Below are 17,658 nucleotides of genomic sequence, written 5' to 3'. Positions count from 1 at the left end.
ATTAAACTTCACCAGGCGTTAAAAACAGCAAAGAGCCGCAATAATTGCTGAATTTTTAACATTTTTCACCCTCAAAGATATTGTATTTAAGTAGATATTGTTATTTTTTTCTATAAAACTTACCCAATAGCTGCTGAACTTTGTTTCTGGCAATTTGTGGTAGTGTAGCCCAATACTTTATGCTTATAAAAGCATACAAAACTAAGTATCCTAATAATACTAAATATTTATATTGTGGTAACCATATAATTAATAACCCAAAAATAAAAGCACTCCACATAGAGAGCAGTGCATACTGAAAATTTTTAACAGGCCAGGTTAAACCTTTTTCATTTATCCATCTTTTTGCATAAAGTCTGTAACCATAGGTAGACATGAGCTCTGCAATAACCAGCGCAATACCGGCACCTACTATATCTAAATACGGAATTAGCACAAACATAAGAACGATCAGTACTACACTGGACAGCACAGACATTTGGAGCTGCTGCTTTAATAAATTATTACCGGTTACCAAAGCTATTGCAGGCTGGGATAAAGTATAGATCAGGATTGTAAAGGAAAACAATAGAAACAAAAGAGGATCGAACTCTATCTGGCCTTTAGTCCACGCTATAAAAATAGGCTCCATTATCAACTGCAAAATTACTATTCCTGGAGCCATCATAAACACGAGTAGTGCCCATATGGTATTAAATGCTGCATCGATGCGTGGTTGGTCTTTGTTTCTCAAAAACTGCATTAACTCCGGTATCATAGGATTAGTAATAGTATTTAATCCCTGAAGCAAAACATTCGCCCCCGTTCTTGTAGTAGAAAAAACAGCCAAACCTGCTCCACCAACAATAGAACTCAACACAACACGTATGCCCTGTTGCCTGAAATTTTCTAAAACATCTTTTACTGATACTGCTAAAGACTTGAATAAATTACTAAAACCTATTGATGAAGAAAACTTGCCTAATGATATATCCTTTTTTCTGATAATGCGGTACATATCTATATGAAAAGGAATATTGAATATCATACTTCCAACAAACAGGCTCATTGTAGCCTCCAATAACGTTCCTCCAAGGTAAACAGTAATAGCAGGTGTTACAGCAGTAACCGTAGTACCCAAAACATTCCACCATGCAACTCTGGGATAATATCCCTTAACAGCAAGAATACGCCCCATTAAACCACCCGAAATACCAAATAATACCCAGACAAGCCCCTGTAATAACAAAGACATATTTATAAAATGAAGACCTTCGGGAGTGGTAGTATCTGTTAGACCAAAGAGTTGCTTTGTAAATCCAAACCCTATTATACCAAAAATAATTAATACCTGAAGTAAACCGCTTAAGATGCCGACCCTTAAACTTGAGCCAAAAAACAAATTAAATTTGTTTTTTTCGCTTTCATCCATTTTTAGGGCCTCAAAATAAATATAGTATTGGTGCCCCTTATCGATCATCGAAATAAGACTTATAAAAGACTGTATAGCAAGCCATATACCATACTGTTCTTTGCCCCATGCAACTAAAAAAACAGGAACAAGAACAACCTGAACAACAAGTGTAATGAGTATTTGAACCCAAGACGCAACGCTACCCGAAATCAAACGTCTTGTAATAGACATATCAAATTATGTTAAGAAAGTTATGCTTATACAAAAGCATTATAATTAAGACTTAAAGCAAAAAAAATTAAAATCAGAACTTAATTGATCTTGCAATTTTATGCGAGGGTTTTTCGATTAAATTATAGAATACCCACGAAGCCACTATTACTAAAAGTACAGATATGATGAATACTACTAAACTATAGTTTCCTAAAGCTGTAGTTAATAAATATTCTTTAGAAAGATGTAAAATAAGTATATGAACAAGATATACTGAATAACTTATTATACCACCATAACTCAACAAAGCACTCTCCTGTTTATCTTTATAATAAAGAATCTCCTTTTTGATCCATGCAAAAGTAAGAATCCCAAAAAGAGGCATTGTGTAACCATAAGGTATATTTGCCTGAAAACGCAAGATCAGAATAAATGAAGCAATGCCATAAACACAGATTCTCCATATCCATAATAATTTATACGTCGGAGCCTCCTTGTGCTGTAATTCCTTTTGATATTGATCTGCCAGAAGTACACCCAATAGCCAAACAGGCAATCCTACAATCCATGTTAACAAGAAGCCATCGCGATGGAAGTTGCCATTATAATCACCATCGGCAAAAAGAGTGTAATTAAGGGTCATTAGATAACTCAATACAAAAGACCCTATCAACATCTGTTTGAAATATTTTTCTTTATACTTAAGAATTAACGGATATAAAAAGTAATAAAACACTTCGCAGATTAAACTCCAAATAACGGTAAGCTCTACATCGAAAAAATAATATATTATTAAAGCGGCAATTGCAGGAAGTGCCACCCTCAATATCCTTCTTGAATAAAATTCAGGAATATTAATGGTTTTTCCAGTTGCGAACGGATAATGAATAACAAAGCCTGAAATTACGAAAAAAGCCATTACTGCTCCAAGACCATTAGGAACCATTGCCTTGATACCCAGATCAAGATATCGTAAATATTTACTACCCTCATGCGGAATAGAAGGAATAGATGCATGACCCAAAACAACAATTAATGCCAATATAATTCGTATAGGGTCTAAACCAAGAACTCTTTTCATAAAAATAGCAAGGGGTTATATCTACAATTATTAAATACAAGGAAAAATTAAAGCCAATATTAAATTTGTTTTTTTTGAGATTTAATATTGGCTTTTAAAAGTTTTTTTTATCCGGCTAAGTGCTCTAACTGAGAGTTACGGCTTTGTTTAGCCACCTCAATATCGCCTGCCATCATTTCTTTAACCAATCCGGCAAGGTCATATTTAGGCTCCCAGCCAAGCTTGGTTTTAGATTTCGTAGGGTCGCCAATAAGTAAATCTACCTCAGTAGGGCGATAGTATGTTGGATCTACCTGAACAACAGTTTTTCCTATTTCAAGTTTGTATTCAGGATTATTGCAGGCTTTTACTTTAGCCACCTCATTTTCATTCTCGCCTTCAAACTCAAGTTCTACACCAACCTCTGCAAAAGCAAGACGCACAAAATCACGTACAGATGTAGTTATACCGGTAGCAATAACATAATCTTCTGCCACATCCTGTTGTAAAATTCTCCACATTGCTTCAACATAGTCTTTAGCATGCCCCCAGTCTCTCAAAGCGTTAAGATTACCTAAATAAAGGCAATCCTGTTTTCCAAGAGCAATGGCAGCTGCTGCCATTGTAATTTTACGGGTTACGAAAGTTTCTCCCCTTCTTGGCGATTCGTGGTTAAACAAAATACCATTACAAGCAAACATATCATATGCTTCACGGTAGTTTTTAGTTATCCAGAAACCATATATTTTTGCTACCCCATAAGGAGAACGTGGATAAAACGGAGAGTTTTCATCATAAAAACCTTTCTCGTTTTTATTTTCTTCAAGACCACCATACAATTCAGATGTAGATGCCTGATATATTCTTGTTTTCTTTTCAAGGCCTAAAATACGAACAGCCTCTAATATCCTTAATGTACCAATACCGTCAACGTTTGCAACATATTCTGGCGAATCAAAAGATACCTTTACGTGGCTCATTGCGCCAAGATTATAAATTTCGTCAGGTTTTATTTCCTGTATAATCCTTATAAGATTGGTAGAATCTGTCAAATCACCATAATGCAGCTTAAAATTAACATTTTTTTCGTGCTGGTCTATGTACAGGTGATCTATCCTTTGAGTGTTAAACGACGACGACCTTCTTTTTACGCCATGTACATTATATCCTTTTTCTAACAAAAGCTCAGCCAAATAAGACCCATCTTGCCCTGTAATTCCTGTAATTAAAGCTGTTTTCATATAATAATTGCTGTGGTTTGTTCTTTATATCGTTACTTTTTTAACATCGTTTATATTCTCCGTAAACCACTTGTAGGTTTTCTCTATACCCTGCTCAAGCTCAATCTGGTGTTTCCAGCCCAGATCATGCATTTTAGACACGTCCATTAATTTTCTTGGAGTCCCATCAGGTTTTTCGCTATCCCAAATTATCTCTCCGGTATGACCAACTATCTTTGCAATTGTTTCGGCAAGATCTTTTATTGTTAAGTCTTTTCCTGTACCAATATTGTACAAATAATCCGGAAGCCTGTTTTCAAGTGCAAACACCACAGCGTCGGCCATGTCATCTACAAACAAAAACTCCCTCATAGGCGTACCGCTCCCCCATAAGGTTACAGGTGTTTGCCCGTTTTCTTTAGCTTCATGAAACTTACGTATCATTGCAGGAAGAACGTGTGAACTATTCAAATCAAAATTATCGTGAGTACCATAAAGATTGGTAGGCATAAGACTTACATAATCTTTATCAAATTGCTTTCTAATAGACTGACAAGCCTTTACCCCTGCAATTTTTGCTATGGCATACCACTCGTTGGTAGGCTCAAGCGAATCTGTTAAAAGATAATCTTCTTTTAGTGGTTGAGGAGCAAATTTAGGATAAATACACGAACTGCCTAAAAAAATAAATTTTTCTACATTAGTTTTTAGAGCAGCATCTATAAGATTATTTTGTATTTGCATATTTTCCATCAGGAACTGATATGGAAAATTATTGTTTGCAAGAATACCCCCTACTTTTGCAGCAGCATCTATTATAACATCGGGTTTTTCCTGAGCCATGTAATCCCTTACATCCTGTTGCTCTCTCAGATCGAGCTCTTTACTTGTAGAACCAATTAGATTTTGATAACCCTTAGCACTGAGAGACCTCCATATAGCACTCCCAACCATGCCTTTATGTCCGGCAATATAAATTTTAGCGTCCTTATTCATAATACATATTGATTCTAATCATTAAGAAATCCCCAAAAACACTGGTGTTTTTTTGATTTAGGCAAATATAACAAAATTTAAACAATCACAATATAATTAAAAAAATTTTGTTAAAATTCACACCACACATATCATTATAACAACAAACAGCATAAATAAATGGACATTTATTGCAATTTGTTTACAAAACAGTAAACTTCAGTTTAAACAAAATTTCAACACTCAAACCGTGCTAAAAAAGTTTCCAATCCTGCTATTTATCGCTTCTCAAATATACTATAATAATCTATTACTTTTTTTATGGTTTGTTACAATATAAAACAGCACATAGCACACTAAAGCTATTGGCAGTGTTGCAGCAAGTTGGCTAAGGCGCAGGTTACTGAAATTAAAGTTAAACACCACAAAAACATACATAAATTGCAGCGCAGGGTTAACCACTTCTTTCTTCAAAAAGCCATATACAAGAGCAAATATCAATCCTTGTAAATAAAACGCAACAATAACACCCGGCAATAAAAAATTTGCGTATCCAAAACCAAAGTTTTCTATAGGCCACGAGTTTTTATGCATTTTGCCACGGGGTATTGATGGACTAAAATCTTTCTTATATTTTACTATATTCCAAAAATAAACTCCCTGATCTACCGGAGGAGCTTCAGACTTATCTCCTTTAAACAGAAATACCTTTACGGGATCTGACAAACCTTTAAGATGCCAGGCATTTTCTTCGTTAAAATAATTGGCAGCAAAAACGTCTATAAAGGTATACGAAACATTATAAAGCAATGTTTTTACACTAAGGGCTTTTTCATAATTAATTTCTTTACTCTCAATTTTTGCCAAAGCATCCTTACGCCTCACTATAGGTATGGCAAGAATATATAAACTGAGAGCCACTACAGCTATTAGCAAAAATGTTTTGTTTACACCTTTAAACGTAATTTTTTTTAATGTGTAATGATAAGAGACCACAACTAATATGAGCAATATAAGTGTGTTTTTACGGGCACCAAAACTTGAAAAAATAAAACTTATTAAAACGATACTCAAAATTAGCAGCACTTTATCTGATACTTTATTTTTTAGCTTTATACACAACATTAAGAATAAAGGAACAAAATATAAAAAGTTTAAAGCTATTAAATAATACTGTCCGCTTTGCAATTCGACCCTGTTATGTAAATGTGTAAATAAATAACCGAAGCCTCCTATCCTGATTATAAAAAAAGAATATCCTGATATGGCAACAACCAACAAAGACAAACCAAGTCTTTTTATATTTTTATAATTATATAATATTTTAAAACTATCCGGTTCTTTAATTGAATTCCGTGTAAACCTGCTGTATGTATATATACCCAAAATCAATGACACAAAAGCGATTGACTGAACAACGGTATATTTTAAAAATGCATCATTAAGGTTTGTACTACAGGCTTCAAGTATAGATTTATAAAAACTCTCCGGATAAAGAGCTGTAAACAATATAAAAGGTAAATTCAACAACGCATATTTTACAGAAACAAACCTAACCGGCGAAAGATTATCGTTTGTTTTAAAAAGCAGGTAAACACCTGCATACATTATCAAGAACCAAAAGAAGCAAAAAAACACCATATTATTAAGTGTGCTTAAATTTGTATATAGACAATATAGCTAAAAAGTTACACATTAAAAGCAATGCATAGTTTTGCAAATAAATATAAAGCGCCAGTGAAATACTAAAAATTACTACAGGCAGCAAATTGCCAATAAAGATCTTTAAAACATAATTTGTCTTAAAAGAATTCATTACAACTTTAAAAACATATACAAGAGATACTACCTCACCCATAATCATAGCAATACCTAACCCCGGAACATTGTTTATAAAACCAAACAAAAAAATACCGCTAACGGTTAGGCTAACTTTTATAATATTTACAGTGAGCATTTGTTTGGTTAAATTAGTCTTTTTAAAGAACTCTATAAATATCATACTAAAGTTTTGAAAAGCAATAGCAATAAATAAATAACAGATAAGCCCCATATTGAGCTCTAACTTATTGCCAGTCCAAAACTTATACAGATCAAAAAAAAAGGGCATTCCCAAAGTAATACACACAATCAATACTGCGTTGGAAACCCTCCAAAAAGTAACCATATTGGACAAAACGTAGCGTTCATTGTTAAGCGTAAACTCTTTTTGAATAGCCGGAAAAAGGGGCTTAACCATTACATCCGAAACGCGGTATAAAAAATTCGACATTACCCTATTGGTCGTAAACTGTGGCAGTACCTGAGTAGCATACGTCCTTACAACCACCAAATTTAATCCTACTTCATATATCTTTTCTATAACGAAACTAAAGGTTAGATACATTGAAGCTTTTACTATCAAAAAAGATTCGTAATAATTTATCCCTTTAAAAACAGGAACAGTAAACGGAACATTCCGTTTTACAAACAGGTAAATAAATACTAAAAAAACCAATGAAAACACAAATACTATTAAACAGCTATAAAAAATACTGCCGCTAATATATATGCCTATTAGTAATGCCGCAAAATCGATCAGGTCTGAAAAAAACTGATATTTAATTGTAAGGTTAATTTTACCCAAAGGCTCAAATAACCTAAGAAGATACAAATTAGTATACTGAAAAATAATTCGGGAAAAGAGCAATAATATAAAACTGTATTGGGCCCAGCTCGAAACAAGATAATTTACAGAAAAATTAGAAAAAAAGGCAAGCACCTGCGGAAACGATACTGCCAATCCTATTATTACCTGTATCAATATCCATATTATATTTGCCCCCTGACCAGAGCGAAGTTCTGAATCAATATTTTTCTTATAATGATAATTAAGATTGATAAGGTTAGACGTATAGTGCAACTGGCCAAGGTTTAAAGACCTTATCATTAAAACAATTGCACTAAGCACTAACCAAAAGGCATAATCATTAAAGCCTATAGCAGCAAAAAAAACAGGCACTATTAAAAGCTGCCTTATAAAGCTGAGTGCTATTATATAGCCACCCCATTTTACAGAGTGAAAATATCCGGATCTAATTTTAAACAGACTCAAGGGCTATACTTTTGATAACACAAAAATTTTATGTCAAATTACAATAAAAGCAAATATAGCTAATAAAAAAATCTGCCTGCAAAATAATACTCACGGGATAATTTTGCAGACAGATTTTTTTATTTATTCATTTAAAGCAAATGAGGCTTATTTTTTTCTAAGTGATTGTATACATTTTTAACCTCCTGAGAATGTTCTTTATGCAGAATAAGATTAGCTGTTGGTGTATATACAAAAATCGTATTTTCCAATCCTAAAAACGCCGTATAGTTGTCATTACCTATTACCATATTGCCTGACTCATCTACGCTATGACCCTTAGACTTTAAATAGTCATAAACAGAATCAAAAGACCCAAGATCAGACCAACTAAAAATAGCAGGAACAACCCTGATCTTTTTACTGCGCTCCATAACTGCATAATCTATACTTATAGAAGGTATATCCATAGACAATGCCTCATCAAGCTTTCCGTCTTGCGCTGCATTCCATGCAATTAAAGATTTTTCATAAACTTCAGGCTGATAAGCCTTAAGCTCCTCTAACAAAACACTGGCTTTAAAGCAAAACATACCACTGTTCCATAAAAAGTTACCACGATCTATAAAATCCTGAGCAGTAACAAGATTTGGTTTTTCCCTAAAAGATAATACCTCATCTTCTTTATGCTCTATATACCCATAGCCTGTTTCCGGTTTGGTTGGGTGTACACCAAAAGTTACAATAAAGTTTTGCTTTGCTTTTTCCACTGCTTCGGCAATAGCCTGGGCATAGGTACTTTCACCATCAATAACGTGGTCAGAAGGAGTAATAATAAGCACATCTTCCGGATCTGAAGCAAAAGCTGCAAAAGCAATAGCTGCAGCAGTATTTCTTGGCACTGCTTCTACAATATCTAAATATTCCTTTCCTGCCTTTTCAAGAATCTCCCTGCTTAGGTGGCAGTTATCCCTGCTTCCCACAACAACAAGCTTTTCGGCCACAAGACTGTTTCTTTCGGCAGTCATCTCAAAAAGAGACTTACCTTCAAATATTTCAAGATACTGTTTTGGCCTGCTTTTTCTTGAAAGTGGCCATAAACGGCTTCCAACGCCACCAGTAAGTATAACGTGTGTAATTTTACTCATATAATTGTTTATAATTGGTTAGAACACCTAAAAGATAAGGTTAGCAATTACTATCCTTTTATTTTCTCCTGTCAATCAACGACAGTAATTTTTTACCATAACCGCTCTTTAGCAAAGGTTCGCAAAGTGCCCTGAACTGAGTTTCGTCTATATAGCCCATTTCATAAGCTATACCTTCTATAGCACCTATTTTTAAGCCCTGGCGCTCCTCAATAACCTCTACAAACTGACTTGCCTGCATGAGCGATTGAAATGTGCCTGTATCAAGCCATGCGGTACCTCTGTCTAATATACTTACCTTAAGCTTTCCCTGCTCTAAATAAGCTTTATTAACATCCGTAATTTCATATTCGCCCCTATGGCTTGGTTTAATGTTTTTGGCAATTTCTATAACACTATTGTCATAAAAATAAATTCCGGGCACTGCATAGTTAGATTTCGGCACTACAGGTTTTTCTTCTATAGAAACAGCCATACCGGCATCATCAAACTCCACAACGCCATAACGTTCAGGATCATGCACATGATAGGCATAGATAACACCTCCATCGGGATCGTTGTTACTTTGAAGCAGTTCTGCCATACCCGATCCATAAAATATGTTATCTCCCAGTATTAGCGCAACTTTATCGTTACCAATAAACTTTTCGCCAATAACAAATGCCTGCGCAAGTCCGTCAGGTTTTTCCTGTACAGTATATTCAAAGCTGCAGCCATATTTTTTGCCATCCCCTAAAAGGTCCTGAAACAGAGGCAGGTCTTTGGGAGTAGATATAATAAGTATTTCTCTTATGCCCGCCTGCATTAATGTAGAAAGAGGATAATATATCATTGGTTTGTCATAAATAGGCATCAATTGCTTACTTACTGACAGTGTTAGCGGATGAAGCCTCGTTCCCGAACCTCCGGCCAATATAATTCCTTTCATTAGTACATACTTTAATTAATGGCTGTCAAGGTATTGCTTCTCATAATATTTTTCATATTCTCCCGAAGTTACATTTTTAAGCCACTCTTTGTTCTCTAAAAACCAATCGATAGTAATTTCAAGTCCCTGTTCAAAAGTAACAGATGGTTTCCAGCCGAGCTCACGATTTATTTTTGTAGCATCAATGGCATACCTAAGGTCGTGTCCCGGGCGGTCTGTTACATAAGTAATAAGCTTTTCAGATGTTCCGGCTCCCCTGTCAAGCTTAACATCCATAAGTCTGCACAACAGTTTAACGAGGTCAATATTTTGCCACTCATTAAAACCGCCTATATTATAGGTTTCATGGTTCTTGCCTTCAAAAAATATAAGATCTATAGCTGCTGCGTGGTCTTTTACAAAAAGCCAGTCGCGGGTATATTTACCATCTCCATATACAGGCAAAGCCCTGTTTTCTATAATATTATTTATAAATAACGGAATAAGCTTTTCAGGAAAATGGTTAGGTCCATAATTGTTAGAGCAATTAGATATTACGTAAGGCAATCCGTAGGTTTCGCCATACGCCCTTACAAAATGATCTGATGATGCTTTTGAAGCGGAATACGGAGAATTAGGATCATAAGCCGTAGTTTCGGTAAATAGACCTTCAGCCCCTAAACTTCCGTAAACCTCATCGGTGCTTATATGATAAAAACGCTTTTCTCCGCTATCTTTACCCCAAAGCTCTTTACTTGCATTAAGCAGGTTAAGTGTACCTATAATGTTTGTTTTTACAAACGCTAACGGATCTTTTATAGATCTGTCTACATGTGATTCTGCCGCAAGGTGAATTACTCCATCAAAAGAAAATTTATTAAAAAGCCCGGTTATAAAATCAGCATCAGTAATATCACCTTTAATAAAGGTATAATTATCAGCTTTTTCTATATCCTTAATATTTTCAAGGTTTCCGGCATAAGTCAATGCGTCCAGATTATAAATATGTATATCAGGATACTTGGTTACAAATCGTCTAACTACATGCGACCCTATAAAACCGGCTCCTCCGGTAACTAATATTCTTTTCATGTCTTGCTGTAACAGCGCTTAAAATCACATTATTTTATTAATACAAAGGAGATACGTTTTAAAGCATCTCCTTTGAATAATTATTTTTTTATTTGCTTTTTCCTATAACCTGGAATACAAAGCCAATTTCTTCAAGTTTTTTACCGTCAAGTACGCTTCTTCCGTCAAATACAAAAGCAGGTTTTTTCATATTATCATAAATACGTTGCCAGTCATAGCCTTTAAACTCATCCCATTCTGTTAAAACAGCTATAGCATGGGCATCTTTACAAGCTTCATATGCATCTTCAAAAGTTGTAACAAGCTTCGCATTTTCATCTTTAGACCTTGTATCAAGATAATCAAGGTCGGCAAGAACTTTTTCGCTCTCAACTTTAGGATCATAAACCGCTATTGATGCCTGCTCATACAAAAGTTCATCGGCAACCTGAATTGCAGCAGACTCTCTTGTATCGTTAGTATCTTTTTTAAACGCCCATCCAAGGAAAGCTATTTTCTTACCAGAAACAGTGTTATATAATGTTTTAACAATGTTTGCAGCAAAGCGCGATTTTTGGTGATCGTTCATTATAACAACCTGTTCCCAGTAATCTGCCACTTCGTTAAGCCCGTAAGATTTTGCAATGTAAACGAGGTTAAGAATATCTTTTTGGAAACATGAACCTCCAAAACCTACTGATGCTTTAAGAAATTTAGGACCAATACGGCTATCCATACCAATAGCACGGGCAACCTCATTAACGTCTGCTCCTGTTTTTTCACAAAGCTCAGACATTGCATTGATAGAAGAAACCCTTTGGGCAAGGAATGCATTTGCCGTAAGCTTAGAAAGTTCAGACGACCAAACGTTTGTAGTAAGTATACGCTCTTTAGGAATCCACTCTGCATACACATCAGCAAGAGCCTGTATCGCTGCCTGGCCTTCTTCATCAGTATCGCCACCAATAAGTACCCTATCAGGACTTAAAAGATCTTCTACCGCAGTACCTTCTGCAAGGAACTCAGGATTACTAAGTATCTGGAATTTAACACCATTACCCGTATTATCAAGTATACTTCTCACTGCCTCGGCTGTACGCACAGGCAATGTAGATTTTTCAACTACGATCTTATCATCTTTGGCTACGGCAGCAATTTGTCTTGCACAAAGCTCTATATACTTAAGGTCGGCTGCTTTACCTTTACCAAGGCCGTATGTTTTAGTCGGTGTATTAACCGATATAAATATCATTTGAGCTTCATCTATAGCCTTTTCTACCTCTGTAGTAAAGAAAAGATTACGCCCCCTTGCCTGACCAACTATATCTGCAAGTCCCGGTTCGTATACCGGAAGGTTATCAAGATTTTCATCGTTCCACGCAGCAATACGGGCTGCATTAAGGTCTACAATTGTAACTTTAATATGCGGACATTTTGCGGCAATTACTGCCATGGTAGGGCCACCCACATATCCTGCACCTATACAGCAGATATTTGTTATTTTATTAGCCATGCTTTTATTGGTTGATAATTACGTTAAATTTTAACTAAATATTATGGTTTACAAACTTACATTTTTTTTCTAAAAAAATCGAAAAACTCCTTATTGTTGCAGAATTATTTTCATTTTTTTAACGGTATGCATACAAATAGCTATCAATTAGAGTTTACCCTGTGCATTTTGACCTAAAACTCCTTTAACATCATACACAACGCTAACCGGTTTTTTAAGCAAATCCATATTCATGCTTGTAAACTCGTTATGGGCGACACCTAAAACCACAGCATCAAACCGTGTGTCCGGCTGTACGCAACAGGTTTCAAGCCCATACTCTTCTAAAACTTCTTCAGGATCTGCCCAAGGATCATAAACAGTAACAGCAATACCATAATCTTTGAGCGCCTTTATGACATCAACAATTTTTGTATTGCGCACATCGGTACAGTTCTCCTTAAAAGTTATACCCAGCATAAGCAGTTGAGCACCGTTTACAATTACGCCATTTTTTATCATCAGTTTCACTACCTGAGAGGCCACATATTCGCCCATACTGTCGTTAAGCCTGCGGCCTGCAAGTATAATTTCAGGATGATAGCCTGCTTCTTGGGCCTTTTGTGCAAGATAGTACGGATCTACACCTATACAATGACCACCCACAAGACCTGGCTTAAATGGCAGGAAGTTCCACTTTGTGCCTGCCGCCTGTAACACTGCCTGCGTATCTATATCTAAAAGATTGAAAATTTTAGAAAGCTCATTTACAAAAGCTATATTAATATCGCGCTGGGAGTTTTCTATAACCTTAGCAGCTTCGGCAACTTTTATAGAGGGCGCCTTGTGTGTTCCGGCCGTAATAACCGAACGGTATAAGGCATCCACTTTATCGGCTACTTCAGGAGTTGAACCCGATGTTACTTTAATGATCTTGTCTACAGTATGCTCTTTATCTCCGGGATTAATGCGCTCCGGCGAATATCCTGCAAAAAAATCAGTATTGAATGTAAGCCCGCTAACACTCTCCAGTACAGGAACACATTCCTCTTCTGTAACTCCAGGATAGACGGTAGATTCATAAATAACAATATCGCCCTTTTTAAGCACTTTGCCTACCACCTCACTTGCACCATAAAGCGCCCTGAGGTTTGGCCTGTTATTTTTATCTACCGGGGTAGGAACCGTAACTATATAATAACTGCATCCGTTTAACTCTTCAGGGTTATCGGTACACAGTAATCCGTTTTGCCCTTTGCTGTAGTTCGACAAAACCTCTTTAAGCGTATCGCTGTCTACTTCTTTTGTAGTATCTTCTCCTTCATTCAGTTCGGCAATTCGGGCTTGCTTAATATCAAACCCAACTACCGTATATTTTTTCGCCATTAAAACTGCCAGTGGCAGCCCTACATAGCCTAAACCTATTATTGCTATCTTCATTGTATTACTTTTCAGTGGCGTCGCTTCTTAAATTGTTCCAGTACCAGCCCGTTGCTTCTTTAAGTCCCTCTTCCATACTAAACTTAGGGCTGTAGCCCAGCAGTTGTTTTGCTTTTTCTACACTGGCCAAAGAATGCGGAATGTCTCCTGCACGATTTGGCCCATGTGTTACCTGCACATTTGCAATGGCAGCATCATATACCGAAAGGTATTTTTTTAAATACCTGAGTAAATCATTAAGTGTAGTGCGTTCGCCAAAAGCAGTGTTATAAACTGTATTAACGGCCTCTTTATTATTTGTAAACAATGCGAGTTCATTCATTTGTACCACATTGTCTATATAAGTAAAATCGCGCGAATAGTTACCATCACCATTCACAACCGGGCTTTCGTGCGCCATGAGCTGCGACACAAATTTAGGTATTACTGCAGCATATGCACCATTAGGATCCTGTCTGCGTCCAAAAACATTAAAATAGCGCAAACCAATGGTTTCAATACCGTAAGTTTTACTGAATATTTCGGCATAAAGCTCATTTACATATTTAGTAATAGCGTAAGGCGACAATGGCTTTCCTATTTTATCTTCCACCTTTGGTAAAGCCTCACTGTCTCCGTAAGTAGAAGAGCTCGCTGCATACACAAACCTTTTAACGTTGGCATCACGCGCGGCAACCAGCATGTTTAAAAATCCCCCTACATTAACATCGTTAGTGGTAACCGGATCTAACAACGACCGTGGTACCGATCCCAATGCAGCTTCATGTAATACATAATCTGCCCCATTAACTGCTTTTTGGCAATCGTCCATATTACGGATATCTCCTTCTATAAACGTAAAATCAGGATTAGAAAAATGATGCTCAATATTTTTTAAATGCCCCGTAGCAAGATTATCAAGACAAACCACCTTGTAGCCTTTAGCAATAAAATTATCGCATAGTGCAGATCCTATAAATCCTGCGCCCCCAGTTATAAGAATTGTAATTTTAGATTGTGCCTGCATGAAACCAATAGTGGCTCACAAAGAATATTTGTTGTAGTGACCCATGCAAATATAGGTACATTTTAACAAAATGTTATTTACGTCTACTATTATTATAAGTTAAATAATAGCTAAAAAAGCACATCTGCTTTACAGACTCTTTATAGAATTTTCGAATGGCACGCGGTGCACAATGCTCCTGCCAAGCGTAACCTCATCGGCAAATTCGAGCTCATCTCCCACCCCAATTCCTCTTGCAATAGCCGATGTTACCACATCATAATCTTTTATTTGCCTGTAAATATAAAAGTTGGTAGTATCGCCCTCCATAGTAGAGCTCAACGCAAAAATAAGCTCTTTAACACCGCCTGTCTTTACTTTTTCTGTTAGTGTATGGATGTTGAGCTGGCTTGGGCCAATACCATCTATTGGCGATATTTTTCCGCCAAGAACATGATAAACACCTTTAAACAAACCTGTGTTCTCTATTGCCATTACATCCCTTATATCTTCTACCACACAAATCACAGAGGCATCACGCCCCGGATTGGCGCATATATAACACACATCATTATCCGATATATTGTGGCAGCGGTTGCAAAACACAATATCCTCGCGCATTTTTTGTAACGACTCTGCCAGCAGGCGTGTGTGTTCTTCGGGTTGCTTAAGCAAATGAAGGGCAAGCCGCAAAGCAGTGCGCTTGCCAATACCCGGCAGTTGAGATATTTCGGCTACGGCCTTTTCCAGTAGTTTCGACGACATTTCCATAGTAGTGCAAAGGTATGAAAATGGTATGATATTTTTTTTTCAGGACACGAATCACACTAATTTTAATAATCAGTTGGCTTCACAAAATTCCTATTTTATGGTGCCTGATAAAAATTAGTTCAATTTGTGTAATTCGTGGCTATATTTGTTCTGGACAACTAATTATTTATACATGACTCCTACCACCATACTCGCCATAATAATAATTTACTTTGGCATTCTTATATTCATATCGCGCGTTGTTAGTAAAAAAGACAGTAGCAACGATACTTTTTTTAAGGCCAATAAAAACTCAAAGTGGTATCTGGTAGCTTTTGGCATGATTGGCACGGCACTCTCGGGAGTTACATTTATATCGGTACCTGGAGAGGTAGGCGCACCAACAGGCGAGCAGTTTAAATATTTCCAATTCATCCTTGGCAATGCTCTGGGCTTTATAATTATTGCTAAAGTATTACTACCCTTGTATTACCGACTAAACCTTACCTCTATTTACGGATATATTGAAGGCCGGCTCGGCTATTATAGCTACAAAACATCGGCAGGGATATTTTTAATAAGTCGTACCATAGGGTCGGCATTCAGGTTATATCTGGTGGTAATCGTGTTGCAGCGTTATGTATTTGATGATTTTGGAGTGCCCTTTTGGGCAACCGTGCTTATATCGCTCCTCTTAATTTTTGCCTACACTTATAAAGGCGGACTAAAAACCATTATTATTACCGATACACTGCAAACGCTTTTCCTTGTATCGTCTGTCTTTTTTACCATTTACTTTATTTGCGACAGCCTGAACCTTAGCCTGCCCGAAGCTTTTGAAACCGTAAAGAACAGCAACTACTCTAAAATATTTTTCTTTGAAGATTTTATCGGCAGCCGTTTTCATTTTGTAAAGCAAATATTGGGCGGAATGTTTGTAACCATTGCCATGGTGGGGCTGGACCAGGACCTGATGCAAAAAAACCTGAGCTGCAAAAACATAGGCGAGGCACAAAAAAACATGTTTACGTTTACCGGAATTTTTGTGGTTATCAACCTCTTTTTCCTGGGCGTGGGCGCATTGCTGTATATTTATGCCAATAACAATGGCATTGCCGTGCCTAACGATATGGGCAAGCCGCGCACCGACCTGCTGTTCCCGGAAATTGCCTTTAACTACCTTACCATAGTGCCGGCTGTAATATTTTTATTAGGTTTAACCGCAGCCACCTTTGCCACTACCGACAGTGCCCTTACGGCACTAACCACGTCATTTTGTGTAGATTTTTTGGGTATGGATAAAGCCGAAAACCTTGCCAATAAAAACAATGTACGCAACAGGCATTTGGTACACGTGGCTTTTTCGCTGCTTATGTTTGTGGTTATCATTATATTCAACTCGCTTAACGATAAATCAGTGGTAAGCATGATTTTCAGGATAGCATCTTATACTTATGGCCCACTGCTGGGGCTGTACAGCTTTGGCCTGTTTATGAAAAACCATGCCGTTAAAGATAAACTTGTGCCGTTTATATGCCTTGCCTCTCCCCTGCTTACGTTGGCATTAAGCCTAAACTCTCAGGCTGTTTTTGGAAACTATGTTTTTGATAACGAACTGATAATAGTAAACGGACTGATAACTTTTGTTTTATTGCTATGCATTAGCAGGAAAGCAGAGCGTGTTTTGGGATAGTCTGCCCACGGAGATACTGCGGGGATATTACATGCAACCCTTTCAGAGTCGGGCACGAGTTGCCGAGCGATGAGGAAAATCCGTGTAAACTTGCTTTACAACATGCTATAACGCAAAGACACACAAAGAAGACACGAAGATTCGCAAAGAAAAATTGTGTGAATCCGTGCAATTAGTGTCTTAAAAAAAACGCACAAATCCGCGAGTATGAAGCATCCGCGTCATCCGCGTTCCATTA

Annotated in this window: 14 protein-coding genes; 1 reads left to right on the top strand and 13 read right to left on the bottom strand. The window is 36.8% G+C overall.

Going from position 1 to position 17,658, the window contains the following annotated elements; translation table 11 throughout:
* Positions 1–100: 100 nt before the first annotated feature.
* From GR160_RS12060 to recR, 13 genes are all read right to left on the bottom strand, one after another.
* The gene (locus GR160_RS12060) at positions 101–1,624 is read right to left on the bottom strand and encodes a lipopolysaccharide biosynthesis protein (protein ID WP_160750135.1); all 1,524 of its coding nucleotides are present in this window, start codon (positions 1,622–1,624) and stop codon (positions 101–103) included.
* Positions 1,625–1,697: 73 nt separating this feature from the next.
* On the bottom strand, positions 1,698–2,687 hold the full coding sequence (locus GR160_RS12055) for an acyltransferase (protein ID WP_160750134.1): 990 nt from the start codon (positions 2,685–2,687) through the stop codon (positions 1,698–1,700).
* Positions 2,688–2,794: 107 nt separating this feature from the next.
* Positions 2,795–3,907 (bottom strand): GDP-mannose 4,6-dehydratase, encoded by a 1,113-nt coding sequence (gene gmd / locus GR160_RS12050; protein ID WP_160750133.1) that lies wholly within the window; start codon positions 3,905–3,907, stop codon positions 2,795–2,797.
* 24 nt (positions 3,908–3,931) lie between these two features.
* Positions 3,932–4,882 carry a GDP-L-fucose synthase gene (locus GR160_RS12045; RefSeq protein WP_160750132.1) on the bottom strand — a complete coding sequence of 317 codons (951 nt, stop codon included), beginning with the start codon at positions 4,880–4,882 and terminating at the stop codon, positions 3,932–3,934.
* Positions 4,883–5,158: 276 nt separating this feature from the next.
* The gene (locus GR160_RS12040; RefSeq protein WP_160750131.1) at positions 5,159–6,388 is read right to left on the bottom strand and encodes a hypothetical protein; all 1,230 of its coding nucleotides are present in this window, start codon (positions 6,386–6,388) and stop codon (positions 5,159–5,161) included.
* Positions 6,389–6,506: 118 nt separating this feature from the next.
* Positions 6,507–7,955, bottom strand: a complete 1,449-nt coding sequence (locus tag GR160_RS12035; RefSeq protein ID WP_160750130.1) for a hypothetical protein — start codon at positions 7,953–7,955, stop codon at positions 6,507–6,509.
* A 131-nt stretch (positions 7,956–8,086) separates the two neighbouring features.
* The gene (locus GR160_RS12030; protein ID WP_160750129.1) at positions 8,087–9,082 is read right to left on the bottom strand and encodes a mannose-1-phosphate guanylyltransferase; all 996 of its coding nucleotides are present in this window, start codon (positions 9,080–9,082) and stop codon (positions 8,087–8,089) included.
* 58 nt (positions 9,083–9,140) lie between these two features.
* Positions 9,141–10,010, bottom strand: a complete 870-nt coding sequence (gene rfbA, locus GR160_RS12025) for a glucose-1-phosphate thymidylyltransferase RfbA (RefSeq protein WP_160750128.1) — start codon at positions 10,008–10,010, stop codon at positions 9,141–9,143.
* Positions 10,011–10,025: 15 nt separating this feature from the next.
* Entirely contained in the window at positions 10,026–11,081 is a 1,056-nt protein-coding gene (gene rfbB / locus GR160_RS12020; protein ID WP_160750127.1) for a dTDP-glucose 4,6-dehydratase, read from the bottom strand.
* Between the two features lie 88 nt (positions 11,082–11,169).
* On the bottom strand, positions 11,170–12,573 hold the full coding sequence (locus GR160_RS12015; RefSeq protein ID WP_160750126.1) for a UDP-glucose 6-dehydrogenase: 1,404 nt from the start codon (positions 12,571–12,573) through the stop codon (positions 11,170–11,172).
* A 147-nt stretch (positions 12,574–12,720) separates the two neighbouring features.
* Positions 12,721–13,992, bottom strand: a complete 1,272-nt coding sequence (locus tag GR160_RS12010) for a nucleotide sugar dehydrogenase (RefSeq protein ID WP_160750125.1) — start codon at positions 13,990–13,992, stop codon at positions 12,721–12,723.
* A gap of 4 nt (positions 13,993–13,996) precedes the next feature.
* On the bottom strand, positions 13,997–14,998 hold the full coding sequence (locus GR160_RS12005) for an SDR family oxidoreductase (RefSeq protein WP_160750124.1): 1,002 nt from the start codon (positions 14,996–14,998) through the stop codon (positions 13,997–13,999).
* 129 nt (positions 14,999–15,127) lie between these two features.
* Positions 15,128–15,748: a recombination mediator RecR gene (gene recR / locus GR160_RS12000; protein ID WP_160750123.1), complete on the bottom strand. Its 621-nt coding sequence runs from the start codon at positions 15,746–15,748 to the stop codon at positions 15,128–15,130.
* 172 nt (positions 15,749–15,920) lie between these two features.
* On the opposite strand from recR, the gene GR160_RS11995 reads away from it, so the two are divergent.
* Entirely contained in the window at positions 15,921–17,420 is a 1,500-nt protein-coding gene (locus GR160_RS11995; protein WP_160750122.1) for a sodium:solute symporter, read from the top strand.
* Positions 17,421–17,658 lie beyond the last annotated feature (238 nt).

The organism is Flavobacterium sp. Sd200, from assembly GCF_009826935.1.
Lineage (GTDB): Bacteria > Bacteroidota > Bacteroidia > Flavobacteriales > Flavobacteriaceae > Flavobacterium.
Note: the sequence above shows the minus strand (reverse complement) of the source record. Positions and strands in the feature narration are given on the sequence as shown.